At 38.1% G+C, this 14,850-nt stretch carries 12 protein-coding genes; 5 read left to right on the top strand and 7 right to left on the bottom strand.

What is annotated here, in order from left to right; genetic code table 11:
• Nucleotides 1–29: 29 nt before the first annotated feature.
• From BWD42_RS20845 to BWD42_RS20835, 3 genes are all read right to left on the bottom strand, one after another.
• The gene (locus BWD42_RS20845) at nt 30–557 is read right to left on the bottom strand and encodes a hypothetical protein (RefSeq protein WP_077438338.1); all 528 of its coding nucleotides are present in this window, start codon (nt 555–557) and stop codon (nt 30–32) included.
• Nucleotides 558–851: 294 nt separating this feature from the next.
• Complete coding sequence (locus tag BWD42_RS20840; protein WP_077438337.1) at nt 852–1,502, bottom strand: hypothetical protein; 651 nt, start codon at nt 1,500–1,502, stop codon at nt 852–854.
• A gap of 150 nt (nt 1,503–1,652) precedes the next feature.
• Nucleotides 1,653–2,534: a hypothetical protein gene (locus BWD42_RS20835; RefSeq protein ID WP_077438336.1), complete on the bottom strand. Its 882-nt coding sequence runs from the start codon at nt 2,532–2,534 to the stop codon at nt 1,653–1,655.
• 228 nt (nt 2,535–2,762) lie between these two features.
• Between BWD42_RS20835 and BWD42_RS20830 the strand changes: the two genes are divergently transcribed.
• Both BWD42_RS20830 and BWD42_RS20825 read left to right on the top strand, forming a co-directional pair.
• Complete coding sequence (locus tag BWD42_RS20830) at nt 2,763–5,873, top strand: DUF6493 family protein (RefSeq protein ID WP_077438335.1); 3,111 nt, start codon at nt 2,763–2,765, stop codon at nt 5,871–5,873.
• 4 nt (nt 5,874–5,877) lie between these two features.
• The gene (locus BWD42_RS20825) at nt 5,878–7,212 is read left to right on the top strand and encodes an SWIM zinc finger family protein (RefSeq protein ID WP_077438334.1); all 1,335 of its coding nucleotides are present in this window, start codon (nt 5,878–5,880) and stop codon (nt 7,210–7,212) included.
• Nucleotides 7,213–7,322: 110 nt separating this feature from the next.
• Here the strand turns inward: BWD42_RS20825 and BWD42_RS20820 are convergent, their stop codons facing one another.
• A complete protein-coding gene (locus BWD42_RS20820) occupies nt 7,323–7,775 on the bottom strand; it encodes a hypothetical protein (RefSeq protein ID WP_077438333.1) in 453 nt (150 codons plus the stop codon).
• Nucleotides 7,776–8,041: 266 nt separating this feature from the next.
• Nucleotides 8,042–8,827 carry a lipase family alpha/beta hydrolase gene (locus BWD42_RS20815; RefSeq protein ID WP_175992112.1) on the bottom strand — a complete coding sequence of 262 codons (786 nt, stop codon included), beginning with the start codon at nt 8,825–8,827 and terminating at the stop codon, nt 8,042–8,044.
• Between the two features lie 326 nt (nt 8,828–9,153).
• Between BWD42_RS20815 and BWD42_RS20810 the strand changes: the two genes are divergently transcribed.
• The 3 genes from BWD42_RS20810 to BWD42_RS20800 all read left to right on the top strand — a co-directional run bounded on the left by BWD42_RS20810 (nt 9,154) and on the right by BWD42_RS20800 (nt 13,080).
• Nucleotides 9,154–11,334: a S41 family peptidase gene (locus BWD42_RS20810; protein WP_077438331.1), complete on the top strand. Its 2,181-nt coding sequence runs from the start codon at nt 9,154–9,156 to the stop codon at nt 11,332–11,334.
• A gap of 161 nt (nt 11,335–11,495) precedes the next feature.
• Entirely contained in the window at nt 11,496–12,509 is a 1,014-nt protein-coding gene (locus tag BWD42_RS20805; RefSeq protein WP_077438330.1) for a YhcG family protein, read from the top strand.
• 310 nt (nt 12,510–12,819) lie between these two features.
• Complete coding sequence (locus BWD42_RS20800; RefSeq protein ID WP_077438329.1) at nt 12,820–13,080, top strand: hypothetical protein; 261 nt, start codon at nt 12,820–12,822, stop codon at nt 13,078–13,080.
• Nucleotides 13,081–13,345: 265 nt separating this feature from the next.
• On the opposite strand, the gene BWD42_RS20795 is transcribed toward BWD42_RS20800, so the two are convergent.
• On the bottom strand, nt 13,346–13,759 hold the full coding sequence (locus BWD42_RS20795; protein WP_077438328.1) for a hypothetical protein: 414 nt from the start codon (nt 13,757–13,759) through the stop codon (nt 13,346–13,348).
• Between the two features lie 67 nt (nt 13,760–13,826).
• Nucleotides 13,827–14,441: a SprT-like domain-containing protein gene (locus tag BWD42_RS20790; protein ID WP_077438327.1), complete on the bottom strand. Its 615-nt coding sequence runs from the start codon at nt 14,439–14,441 to the stop codon at nt 13,827–13,829.
• Nucleotides 14,442–14,850 lie beyond the last annotated feature (409 nt).

The raw sequence follows: 14,850 nt of genomic DNA, 5'->3' as shown, positions 1-14,850 counted from the left end.
TTACGATTTTGATATACCGATATTGGCTGCTAGCCTATAAGATTCTTTAGACTGGAGAAAATTGATTCAAAAACCTTACTTAAATCTAATCCCTGTGAGTGATTGAATATAAAGAAAACGATTGCCAGTGCAATGGCAGTCATAATCACTTTTTTAAACATATAGGCGATACCCAATACAATGGCAGGAATGATTAAAAACATCAATCCGCTGATAGCAAAGGGGGAAAGTCCGCTATCAGTCTTATAGATATAAAACAGGCGTCCTTTGGATTTTTCTTGGTTTTTGTGATTAAAAAATACAAAGGTAGACGATTCGATTTTTTGATCTGGAACAGCTACACCATCGTGAAATTGGAGCGCCTGAGAGAAACCGTTGATGGTAAACATGTAGTTTCCATTGATGGTCTCATTGGTATTGCCCAGTGAATCTAAAGCGACAACCGCGAGCTTTCCGTTTTTGGAAAGATTCTCTTTTACGACAAAGTCCTGGATATTTTGCTGCTGAGCACTTGCCCAGAAAGGTATCAGTAATAGAAAAAATAGTACCTTTTTCATCTTATTCTTTATGTTTTAATTTTTCACTCTACTGTAGCAACAGTTTTGACTAATTTTCTTATGTCCGGATCTAGCGAAGAGATAAGTTAATGTTAAATCTATCGAAACAGATTCTGTCAAAATGAGCATGCAATTTTAGGAATTTTAATCTTCTTTTGGAAATCTTAAATTTTTCGGGAATTGATTCTAATCGATTTTCTGATCTTAGACCTTATGGGTAATTTTTTTTGTTCAGCGAAGCTCAGATTTTCAAACTTATCTTTTAGTCTATTGATATTAAGTTTCTTCGAGAGATTATTCCTTTTCATTCCTTCCCCAAATCAAGATATTCGCAATATGATTTAACTTAAATTCTACCGCTAAGGTGTCCAATTTTTCGGAGAAAGCATGCAGTTGACTTAGCAGGGTGATGAAGGCATTTTTTGTTGTTTGATAATCAAGTTCGATTTTATTTTTTGCAAAATATGGAAAGAAAGGCTCATATTTATCGTAGCAGAAAATGGTAATTCTTTGTTGATTTTTGGTGATTAGGGGGGAAGGATGGCACTCCAATAGGAAAAAATCTTCGAAATTTTCATTTAGCAATTTTTTCCATTGTTGGATTTCTTCTAAGAGACCACAGCATTGAGGATACAATTCGACTTGTCCATTAATACAAATTGCGTACCCGCCAAATAGTGAGCAAGCGTCTTTTATGGGCATGTCTCCAATATGTAGTTTGATTATTGTTCTTAAATCCTCGATCTTAATGTCAAAAAGTCGATATTGATAAATTCCTGTTGTGATTGGAGGCGGGATATCAATATAGTTTTTCCTTAATTCATTTTCTTGATATAGGTCCCATTCTTTTGTATTCGTAAATGCAGTTCCCACAGGTACTATGTTGCTTTGAAGGTCCTTTATGGTAGGAAGCTCAATCAGTGGTATAAAATCTATTTTGTCCATTAACGTCATTTGTGATGAATCTCATATGTCCAGTTGTTTTTGGGGATTTATCATCGAAAGTACAAGCTTCATTATCTCCTCCTACATGAGTGACGAAGCTCCCATTGCTTACAGCTTTCTGTATAAAATCAGAAAACTGTAAGCAAAAAATTATTTCTTCATTAACTCTTCGACTAACTGAAGTTTTATGGTCTCCAAAATTCCTTTCGGGTCGTCAACGATTATTTTCCCAAAAATATCCTTTTTAATTGACGCATTGTTACCATGGTTGTCACTTGCTTCGTAGTTTCCAAATATATCTTTTCTTACAGTAATACGATTTCCTCTATTATCATCAATTGTTTTGTTCCCTAAGATATCTGTTGTTACAGATGTACGTTTACCATTACTACTTTCTATATTAAGGTTACCCAGCACATCCTTTGATACAGAGGTACGGTTCCCTTTATTATCAGAGATTTCCAGATCGCCTAGAACATTTTTTGATATTGTACTGCTGTTTCCATTGTTGTCACGTATTTCTAAATCACCGAAAATATTTTTTGATATAGTCGTTACATTGCCTTTATTGTCGTACATCTCTAAGTTACCATAGATGTTTTTCGCGATTGTGGAAGGATTTCTGTCCAGATTTGGAATGTCGAAATCACCATTGTTGTTTTTCCGGACTATGGTCTCATTTCCGTTCTCGTCTTTTACTATAATATTTCCCGAAAAGTCCTCTTTTATTATTGTTGTTGCACCATATTTATCTTTTGTTGCATAATCACCGCCGCCATAGCTTTTGCTATATTTTACGCTTTTACGCCATTTATCAGAAATGGTAACTTCTCCCCAGGGATCTACTTTAATCTGAATAGAGCTTTTATCTAAACCTTCTAAGATTGCCAGCTTGGTAATGTAATTTTTTATGTTATTCGAAAGTGTATCTGATCCTTGTTTGAAACGGTTTTTATCAGTTGAAAATTCAGCTTTTACGGTAATGCTGGAAAGCAACAAGGCAAAACTAAATAGGATATATATACGTATCATATGACTGTGATTTTATGTTTAATATACGCTTTTTTGATAAGGAATTAAAGTAAATGCTTTTAAATGCTTAATACTCGTAGATAAAATCTCAGGTTCTTTGATAAAATGTATTTTCCAGCCTGTAAAGTAGGATTATTATCTCTTAAGTGAAAAATAAGCGGTACCGTTCTGTTTAAATTTCCTATATTTAAGCATCACAGAAAAGAATTTATAATACCTTAAGGAAAAATGTTTAAGCATTTAAAGTATATAGACGGTACATCAGACAAATTTTGGGAAATAGAGACAACTGGTGCGACACATACGGTGACCTATGGCCGAAATGGGACGGCAGGACAGAGTAAAAGTAAGGCCTTCGGCTCCGAAGAAGCCTGTCTAAAGGATGCTGAAAAACTAATTGCGGAGAAGACTAAAAAAGGCTATTCAGAAGATGGTACCGTAGCTGCCGATGGCAAGGAAAAGGGATCAGCGGTTAGACAGCCCACGGCTGCCGGCCAGCGTAAAGAAGAGGCGGTAGCAGCGCTGAAGTTGCTTATCAAAGAGGCAAGGACGGAAGATATCATCTCTTTTCTAGAAGAATATTCCAATGGTAACCTTGAAATTTTAAAAAAGGAAATTCGTGCTGCCAAGCGCTATTGGGTCGATTACAGTGATCTTTCCAAAGATCCTGAATTTAAAAATAAGGCTCAGTACAACTGGGGGACAAGAGGTACCAAGGAACAACAACGTACGGTGAAATTACTTGCTCTGGCCACTTTTTCTGGCTCCGATGCCGGTAACTGGGATATTTTTCATGAACTTTTGAACCAGGCAAGGAGCAAGGATGTCATGCAGATCCTAACCTATGCCAAGCCGAACTGGCTGGGCGGATATTTATTGCAGTTGGTTCGTAAAAATGATTGGCAGCGGATCAATTACGATAATCTCCGTCTTTTGGAGCAAATGGGATATGTTGATTTTGAACCGGAACTTTATGCAAGTTCAATTTCCGGTTTTAATAATTATGAATCGAAAAGGTTTTTTGAACAATTGACAACGGACGAATTGACGATCCAACGGGATATTCCACTGGTATTTGCTTATGAAACAGGGATTCACAGCACCTATTGGAATTATGATTATAATAATGCGGACAATGAACTGTTATGGGATAAAGTGTTCGATACCTTATTGACCAATCGGAAAATTGATCCCGAACTCATCATTACCGGAGCGCTCGAGTCTCAGACCAAAAACTGGAATAATAATCTAAAGAGCTATTTCAGAAAACTTATCGAACGGATGAAGCTTTCCGATAATACAGTGATTGAACATCAGCAAAAGTTCTTTCCTTTGTTGCATGCTGAACATAGTGCTGTGATCAATTTTGTGATCGAGTATCTAAAACCTTTCTTCTCACATCATGATTTTCAGTTACAGGAATTTTTGGATTGGGCTGAAGCAATTTTTATGCGGAGCGATGTTAAGGCAAGCCTGAAGACCCTTTTGATTCAATTTGATAAGTTGTTGAAGCAAAAACCGGAATGGAAGGAGCGATTTGTTTCCCTGGCAGCAGATCTATTTATGATTTCAGACCTACAGTTACAAGAAAGAGCAAGCAAGTTTATCTTAAAAAATCAGACCAAACCATCAGAAGAGTTATCTGGAAAGCTTCAGATGTACAAGACCCAAATGATGGGAACAGTGGCTGTTGACCTGAAGCATCTTTTGCAAGAAGAAGGCTATTCTGAAGCTGAAATCCTAGCAGAGCTGAACGGTCAATCCCCGGAACGCTATAGCTATCAGCCAACAGTAGTTCGGTGCCTTAACGAAGCTTATGAATACCCACAGACCTGGAATGAAATATTTTTCAAGGTGGGGGAAGTCATTGGTGGTTCGGATCCCGTTCAGGTGGAGATACTGATGAATGCCTGGGTGCAACAGGCAGCTGTTTTTCCCGCAGACTATAAGATACAACTGGAGCCATATATCAAACAGCTGACAGGAGCCTATCGTGAATCCTCCTGGTACAATCATTTTTCAGGGGCCTTTATTAATATGTACTTTAAACCCTCGGTAGTGTATAAAGATAAGGATCGGCATCACAATTATTCGAAATGGGTCAGTCTGATGGGAAACCAATTGGAGCTATTGCAGCGTTATCGGATTGATGGTATCCGTCTGCCGCTGTTGAGCCTGCCGACACATAAACCATTCTGGATTGCACCGACCGTTCTCGTTCAGCGTATTTTGGCCTATCAGGAAGCAGGAGTGAAGATCAATTTATTGGATTTGTCCATAGCACTGAGCCGTACAGTCCGTGAAGATCTAGAGAGAATTGAAACACTGATAGAACAAATAAAGGAACAGCAGGTCCAAGATGTGATCGGTTATGCCCTAGGTTTGGAGCCGATGAAGGTTCAGCAGCAATCCTGGCTTAAAAATTTATTGTCTTCCAAAGATTCGGATCACATGAACTGGATTGGTGTATGGGCTACCGCGGCACGTACACATCATCGGGATGCCTATTTTGAAGAATTTTCCAAGGAGCCTTTAGCGAATATTCCTTTTGCTGCCCAGCCATTCCGTCCGGCATTGAAAATAGAGCCTACTTATTATAACGGTTATAATTACACGACCAGAAAGTCGGAGCAGGTATATAACGGTGATAAGCTGAGCTATCATTTCCCTGCTTTCCAACAGGGAGTTGAGACTTTTTTGTATCACAAAGATATTTTCAACCGAGGAAATGATAGCTTATTGTCTTACTATTTGTATAGGGCTGATGTACCCTACATGTACAGTTTGATGCCGCAGAATACGGAAAGTCTATCCATGTTTTTGACGATGGGGCTGAATAGCAAAAGTGATATTGGCGGAAAATCTTCTGCTGCTTACTTACAAGAAATGTTGAACGATTTTTTTCATTTTGATGATCAGTCCAATCTATACTTGGCAACTTCGCTTTTCAACAAAGAGAAAGAGGTGCGCGCGATGGCTGTCGAGGTTATTTTGGCTGCGATTAACGAAAATAGACTGGACACTACGGCATTAGGCAAACACTTAGGAATGCTTCTGAGCAATGGTTATGGGCCAATTGGTCGATGTGTCGAAGTTCTGGAGCAATGCCGGGATATATCTTCGAAGCATAACAATGCCTTATTGCAGTTACTGGATGTGGCTTTAGTTCATTACAACATTGTCGAAAAGATGCCGACTAATTTTAAAAAGATCATCGAATATTATTACGATTTAATGAACAAGGAGCAGTACAATTTTCCAGAAGGTCTGCAACAGGTTTTAGGGAAACTGGAAATATATAAGAGTTTACAACCTATTTTGAAAAAAATAAGAAAATAACAATATGGCCGAGCAAGATTTAGCGATTAGCTACGCAAGAAATTCACAACTGACCCAGCAATCGGGCATACAGCAATTAGTATTGGCGCATCAGTCGGAACTGGCAGAAGTCGCCAATGTGCCCTGTTTCTTTTGGGGGAGCCTTACCGATCCTTTACTGACTTCGAAATGTTTGTTGACCCTGTCGAAAGTTGTGCGATCGAGCTTCGGACCTGTACCTCCGAGTCTACGGGATCCGATTGTTTCAGCCGGTAGCAATCAGATTCGTTTCGAGGGCTTTTCTTCCTGTAACGGTGTTTATGCACGTCTGGATCTATTGGAGGAAGCTATTGATGGCGAGTTTATCGCGAGTGGAACAACCAATGTGGATTTCAATGAACCTATGCTCAATGCATTAAATGCTGTCAAGAAGACCGAAAAGATGGTGTTGGGGGTAGGTAGCAATGAAGTTGCCATTAGTACTGATAAAACCAAGGTGACTGAAAAGAAAGTGACTTTGCCGCCACGTTGGATTAAAGGTTTGACTTCCGTCCAACTCTATCTAGCCGGCATGGAACTACAGTTTGAGTTAAATAAAATTCAACTTATCCAATTGTTTCAGGGCATTCCAAAAGGGAATGTGAAAGGGGAGTTCTATCTAACAAAAAGGGCTAACCGATTTGTGTTTTCGCCTATAAGTACAGGAGATGCGGTACGTATTGGCGGTATACAGCGATTGCGTTTATTGGAGGGATTGCTGACATATGCAGATAGATTACTTGTTTATCAGGAAAAGGGAGGTGAAAGCGCAGCGTTTGTAGCCGACTTTGGTAAAATGAGACTGACGCTTGCCTTGTCACCAGATAGTTATCGCGGATTTTCGGGCGAGGGTAATGTACTAGAAAATATGGTTAAGGCCGTGCCTGATGAATGGATCCATGCTGTTAACGGACTACTCAAATCCAACGAGTTATTTGATCCAACAATGCTTTCCATAGAGCATGATGTGGACTTTGATACGATGGACACCCTATCGGCTTCATTATCATCTATCGGGCTGTTAGGTTATGATCTACATAATCATCAGCATTACTATAGAAGGTTACCGTTTAAGATGGAACGTATTCTGGCCTTGAATCCACGGTTAAAAAATGCGAAAAAACTAGTTGCGACGGCAGGTGTGCAATTTATCAAGAATACGGCGGATTATATTGAAGCCAGAGTTGACGGGTCAGGTGTACAGCATACTGTGATCATTCAAGAAGATAAGTTTCGGTGTACCTGCAATTGGTTTACCAATCATCAGGGGAAAAGAGGGTTATGTAAACATATACTAGCCGTCAAGATGTTGAATGGCTAACCTGTTTGTTGCTTCATATTTTGCCTGCAGTGAAGTATGAAGCAACAAAATGTAGTGGTCAAATATTTAAAAACAAAGCGACGGGAGATTTGAACGGCTCTGTGTTGTAACTAGTCTAAGATCTCTTCGTATGTCAATGTATTTTTACTCTTTGACACACGAATCGTTATAAATGTCGGAACGATGCCTTTGCCATTAGGACGATACATGGAATAAATATAGGAATCATTGTCGTGATAATTATTGCGTAGCGTGTCACCTTCGTATCTGTCTACCGCAGAGGTATGAACTTCTATTCTTTCATCCATTTTTTTACTCCAGATTCGTTGATCGATAAAAGATTGTTTGTCTTTTTCTGAAATAGATAGTGCAAATTGATGTGTGTAATCTCTTAAGCCGCCACTTTGGTTGGAAATAATTTTAAAATCATCATTTAGCGTGATCTGATGTTCGCTGAGTAGTTTTCTTGCATCAGATTTAGAGAATAATAGATCATCAACTAATAAGTATAGTGTGAATATAAAAAAAGGCAAGGCTAAAACAATCGAGACAATAGTCCCCAACTTTTTACGACCAGACTTTTTTAGGATCCAATATATTAAATAGATGAATAAGCCTGGGATGCAAAACCATATTAAGAAAATTAGAACGTATAGTGTATACATTTGTTAATCGTTATATTGAATTTTGGTGATACAGTCAGCCTTCGTTTGGCCTATTATTTTTTTGCGATTAAGAACAGAAACAGCAAGAGATATCTTTTCATATTTTTGTTGGTCAATATTTTAATATGGCTTTACATGCTAAGTTATGGTTATTTTTTCGATAGCTATAATCCCAATGCCCCTAATCCACTAATAATGTCTAAATAGATTTGTGGTATATGTACATCTCCCATATTTTTACGGGTGATATCAGTAATACCAGCATGCGAAATACCTTGCGAAGCGCGTACATGTTTAAAGTTGGCTCCCCAGATAGTACTTTCTAGTGGAACCATTCCGTCATTTTCACCTACCAGTCGTGTCAGATATTTAAAACTCCATGCATACAATAAATCGTCCTGTGGCTTATTCATTGTTGAAGCAAAGCTCTGATAAAATACATTGTGCATATTAGGAGTGAGCTGGTTGAAAGCATGCATTTTCTTTACACTGAGATCTCGGATTAACTCGAAAGGGGCGGGTGATTGACCACCAAATAAGAAAGAAATACGTTGGATCAGTTTTTTGGTGACGGAATCTTCCCATAGATATTTTTCCATTAGATAATCTGCTATTGGCGTGCCTAAGTGCGGTGTAGATAGGGTACTTAAGGATGCTACCATTTGATGCCCCTCTAGTTTTGAGATAAAATGGCGGGCATCTATTCCGCCTTTGGAATGCGCGATTAGATTAAATTTATTAACACCTATTTTTTCTGCAAGATCTGACAAATTTCTTTTCAGCATCTGAGCATTATTTGCAATAGTGCCCCAACCGTCTGTCTTGCCATAATAAAAAGGGATATTGTTTTCTTTGAGCGTCTTAGGAATTCGTCCCCAAAACAAACTGTTATCTCCAGCTGCTGTACCATGGATCAATATGATAGGATATTTTAATTTAAAAGCAGTCATTGACATTTTTTATAATTTTCATCCATCCAATTGATTTTGCAAATCATCTTTATCTCCTTATAAGCGAGGATAAAATCAGTTGGATTTTTAGCAAGGAGTTCAGTAAATCGTAGCCGCTATTGAACAGAAGTAGAAGATATTCATCTTCTTGTCAGTGAAGTTAGCCAAACTTTATGATAGATTAAAAGTAAATTGTCGTGAGTTTCCTGTCCTTTTTTATAATGAGGGTGAAATTTAAAAGTATGCCGGGAAAAGCAGAAAAAAGTTATTGTGAAAAGTTTTGTTAATAATTCATTAAATGGTTAATTTAATGGAAATTTTCAATTATGAAATCTAATCGCCTATTTATTTTCCTTGTTGTTTTGCTAACAACGATAAGTACTCCTCTGTTCAGTCAACAAAATTTTAACTTTTCATTTGATCAACCGATTACTAATCCCTGGTACAAGATCGGTGACACGACAGCTTTTAAGAGTAGTATAGATCACGATACGTATTATAGTGCAAAAGGCGCACTCCGGATTGAAAGTACAAAAGGGAACAGCGCTTTCGGAGGGATTATGATGTGGTTGCCTTCAAATTTAAAGGGTGATTCCATTGAAGTGTCTGCGATGATCAAGCGCGAGAATGTTATCGCGGGATCTTATGTGTCGATGATGTTGCGGATAGATCCCAAAGTCTTTTTCGACAATATGGCCAATCGCCAAATTAGCGGGACAAAAAACTGGGAAAATATTAAGGTGAAGACCAAATTGATGCCAAGCCAGACCGAAGGGATATCCATTGCATTTTTTCTTTCTGGAGTAGGCAAGATGTGGGTTGATGATGTGCTCATTACTGTAGATGGTAAAGATATTACCAGGGAAGCCGGACTATTTGTGCCATTCGCAAAAGGAATCAGTGAACCTGCAAGTTCGGGAATCTCTGATTTTAATAGTACTCCAGAGCTTGATCAACGCTTAGTGGATTTGGGAAGAATATGGGGTTTTCTGAAATATAGACATCCGGCTGTGGCCCAAGGAAAATATGATTGGGATCAGCAGGCATTTAAGTCCATTCACGCTATTATTATGGCAAAGGATAATAAATCTGTTGAGGCACATTATGCCGCGCTGTTAGATAGTCTAGGTACCACGGTCAATTATGCCAAGCCGCAGCTTGAAAACGTTGTCCACGAAGTTGATTATAGTTGGATTGACGGTCTCCCTTTTAACGATGATATCAAAAATAAATTAAAAAGCGTTCGCTACAGTAATTTTGATCAACATCATTATTTTGGTTTTGCTGAAGATGTCGGCAATGTTCTTTTCAAGAATGAAAAAAAATATGAAAATGTATTTTCTGCAGATGCGGGATTCCGCTTATTGGCGCTCTTTCGCTTTTGGAATATGATCGAATATTTTTCCCCTTATAAACATTTGACGGATCCGAAATGGGATGTGGTTTTAGAGACCGCTGTGCCAGAAATGATCCTTAGTCGAGATGACATTTCTTATGGTCTTTCTCTTCTCAAGATGGTATCCCGCGTTAAAGATGCGCATACCGGACTCTGGAGCATGCCCAAGGGGCTGATAAATTTTTATGGCAAGTACCGAATGCCTGTAGAGATCCGAATGATTGAAGGACAAGCCGTGGTAACTAAAGTTTTTGATAGCGGAAACACCGGAGCTAAACTTAGGATTGGGGATGTTATCCTAAGTAAAGAACATAAAAAGATCGAAGAAATTAGAGATTCGCTTTGGGCTTACATGAGTACACCGAATGAAGCTGTTGCCAACCGTGATCTGGCGAGACGGCTTGTGACAAGCAATCGCAAGATTGTACGCTGTGAACTAATGCGCGATGGCCAACCGCTTACAGTAGATATTGCTGCGGTGCCTTCTATGCAAATTAAACCTGTGCCAAAAGATACCGTTGCCTTTAAAATGCTGGATAATAATATCCTGTATATCAATCACAGTTTGCTGCGGGGTAAAATGATCACTGAAAATATGGCAAACTGGAGTAAGGTAAAAGGCGTCTTGATTGATGATCGCAACTACCCCGGTGATTTTTTAGTATTCAAGCTTAGTCCCTTGTTGTTAACCAAGCCTACTGATTTCGTCCGTTTTTCCAGTACCAGTCTTCAACATCCCGGCACTTTTGTAATGAGCAGTCCATTACAAGTTGGGGAGAATACCAATGAATGTTATCAGGGTAAAGTGGCTATTCTCGTTAATGAAGATACACAGAGTTCTGCGGAATATCATGTGATGGCTTATCAGGCAGCTGCCAATGTTAGGGTTTTCGGGTCACAGACAGCAGGTGCTGATGGAAATGTCAGTTACATTGATCTACCGGGCAATCAGCGGACAATGCTTTCAGGGCTGGGGGTATATTATCCCGATCAGCGTGAAACCCAACGTGTAGGCATTAAAATTGATGAGATTGTCAAACCAAGTATCAAAGGAATTCGAGAAGGTAGGGATGAGGTAATGGAAAAAGCGCTTGAGTATCTAAATAAATAAGTTTGGTCTTTATGAAGGATAGTTGTGAAGGGGGGCGGACTTAAAATCGGATGCTATAAATTGATCTATATAAAAATAATTACTAAAATATTTAGTAATTTTAATTATGTTTAGTTATCTTTGTACTATTCTAAAGTCAGTACCAATTTAAATAAGGAACTATGACAACAGACCAAACTTTAGTATCCGATATAAAAGCGATTATTTCCCAGTCCAAAGACAATGCCATTCGTGCTGTCGACCATCAGCGCACTTTGATGTACTGGCATATCGGTAAGCGTATCTTTGAAGAAGAACAGCAAGGAAAGGATAGGGCTGATTATGGAAAATATCTTACAAAGTATCTAGCCAAAGCGTTAGAACCTGAATTTGGTAGCGGATTCTCGCGAAGGCAGATTGAGTTGTTTAGACAGTTTTATCGTGTTTTTCCAATTGCGAATGCACTGCGTTCGCAATTGAGCTGGACACAATATAGGTTGTTGATGCGGCTTGACTTGGACGAACAACGAGAATTCTATATGGCTGAAACCATCAAAAATAACTGGACATCACGGCAGCTGGAAAGACAGGTTTTTAGTAATTTATATGAACGTCTGCTGCTTAGCAACGATAAGGAAAGTGTATTGGCTGTGGCAAAAAAGGAAAAGATGCCCTCCGATGCAAAAGAGATTATCAAAGATCCAATGGTACTGGAGTTTTTGGGGCTGAAGCGAGAAAGTGCCTACTATGAAAAAGATCTTGAGGGTGCAATTATTACCCATCTTCAGGAGTTTTTACTGGAGCTGGGGAATGGCTTTTCTTTTGTTGCCCGCCAAAAACGTATACATATCGAAGGCGATGAGTTCTTTGTGGATTTAGTCTTTTACAACCGTTTATTGCAAAGTTTTGTGATTATTGAAATCAAGACCCACAAATTAACCCATCAGGACATTGGTCAGTTGCAAATGTATGTTAATTACTACGATCGTATTGAAAAGCTCCCGCATGAGCATCCCACGATTGGCATCTTGCTCTGTGCGAATAAAAATGATGCGGTAGTAAAATTTACCCTCCCCGAGGGACAAAAACAGATTGTTGCCAGTCAGTACGAGCTTTATCTACCTACGGAGCAACAGCTGTTGGATGAGCTGAACAAAGAATTGGATAGTTTTGTGAGTAAGGACAGCGTAGAATAGATAAATTGAGTTTATTCAATGTCCATCGAAAAACATACATTATAAGTACCTGTTATTGCTGAAAGGAATAGTAGACAGGAGTATACTACTTTCAAATAAATTTTAAGCCATTATTAGCAGTATAGTTAATGATAGTGACCAAGTTTATAATGAGGGCATTTAACTATAGAAAGCCTGTACAAGTATCATCAAAAAAACGAAGAGCAGCAGTCTTTTACCTGTGGAATTTCAATCATTATTGGTTTTTTCAATTTTATTTTTCAAACATAGAATATTTTGTACATTTGTATCGAATAAAATCGAAATAGAAATGGCAGAAACTGTACAACCAAGAGCTCCAAAGACAACTGATAATAATGCGAATCAAACTCATTACTACAAAACATTGGTAGTAGCTATCGCTTTAGGTTTAATCGGCACATTTATCCGTTTTGTACCGGATGTATGTACTGCAATGGGACAACAAACATTCTTGTTCTCCGCGATAGCAAATATCTCATTGATCATAGGTACACTTATCGCATTTAAAACTGTTTTCGGAATTTTGGGATTTGGAAAAAACCGTGACTAATTTAGGGTCATTTAAGATATTAAAAGCCTCAGTTTTTACTGGGGCTTTTTTATGCGCTGATGTTTTGTTTTAATAAGCAGTTGCAAGGTACAAAGTATATTCAGTTGGGTAAGATGTTCTATAGAGTGAAATGCTTTGCTAAAAAGGCCTGAATATAGGAAAAAGGCGAGGAGATCGTATTGGTATTAAAGCATTGTCTAGTAAAGAAACTAAAAAAGGCATCAATTGAAAAATTGATGCCTTTTCGCTATAAATGCTGTTTAGATTATGCGAATAATGACCAAGTGCCCCATGGAATACGAGCAAGCATTAAAATCAAACCGATGATATAGAAAACCACAACAGTTTGATTTGCTTTTCTTGAATTTTCCATCTTTTTAGCTTTTGAGTAACCGATGGTAATCAATATAATAGCGATGATCATTGTTAACGGGTGCTCAATGATTTTTAAACGCAATGTTGGATCTTTCATCACGGCGCCAGAGATCATCGATGGATACTTCAAATAAAAGTATAAGATCAATCCTACCAATAATTGGATATGCGATACGATAAAACCTAATAAGGCAATTTTACGGTTGTAAGGTTTGTTGCCTAAATAGTTCATTAAGGTGATCACAATAGATATCACCAGGGCCAGCAATAAGACAATTGCTATTGTCGAGTGTAAGTGTAACATAAAAGCTCTCTTTAATTGTTTCCTAAGTTAGCAAAGATAAAAATATAATGAATGTATTTGTTAAAAATCATTGTTCTAGCGGAAATACCTCTGCAATTGGATTGAATAAGTACATGCGTTTGCTGGATAACTCCATACATTTATAGCGTTTCCTTATTTTTTCAATCCGCTGAAATGACCGCCCATTCTTTAATTTAAAAAAATGTCCATCTTCCAATGCTTCTACTGTAAGTGCCTTACTTTTGGTCTCGTCATAGGCTTTCAATGTACGGAACAAATGAAGATCCGTACAGCTCGATGCCGCTGGATTTTCCATGTAACTATGGATTGCGCTATTGATATCGTTTGGGAAAATATTGAGTTTTAAAAAAGGATCCATTAACTCCTTAAAATGTTTTTTCCATTCAGTCCCATGTGGTTTGACACGGTGTTGATGTTTGTTCCAGGTCTGGAGATGCGCAAATTCATGTATAGTCGTGATCAAGAAAGAATAAGGATTCAGATCGTGATTCACCGAGATGCGGTGCGGACTGCCTCTAAATGGCGCACGATAATCCCCCAGTTTGCTGCTTCTGGAACGGGAAATCTTAAATAAGCATGCGGTATGATTTATCCAATTGGATATAATCGGAGCGGCTTCTTCAGGCATGTATTTTTTGAGAGTAGCACTGTAATCTTGCATGCTGTAAAAATAGTGATTTATTCATGCTCACATCATAACCCGAAGACATTATTTTGTCACCTGTAAACATGGTATTGTCAAAAGATGCAGCTCGTCTGTATACTGCCCACAACTTGATCTGCTCCGGCTGAATATTCATAGATCGTATCAAAGGAACGGATTTGAATAGTCTTACAAATGATAGCCCTATAAACTATTTATAAAAGCTTGAATGTTTTGGCTACAAAAATTAGTTTTTTATTTGGAATTTTGATATTATTTTTAGTATTTAGCGTTGTTGAATAGCTTGAAAAAGATAATATTCAAAACCGATATTATTTTTTGGAACAAAATGTATTGAAATCGGTAGAGTTTTAGGTAAATTACCTACTAAAGAAAGGATTATAAAAAATACGACACAATCCGATTG

The sequence above is a fragment of the Sphingobacterium sp. CZ-UAM genome (assembly GCF_002000245.1).
GTDB lineage: Bacteria > Bacteroidota > Bacteroidia > Sphingobacteriales > Sphingobacteriaceae > Sphingobacterium.
Note: the sequence above shows the minus strand (reverse complement) of the source record. Positions and strands in the feature narration are given on the sequence as shown.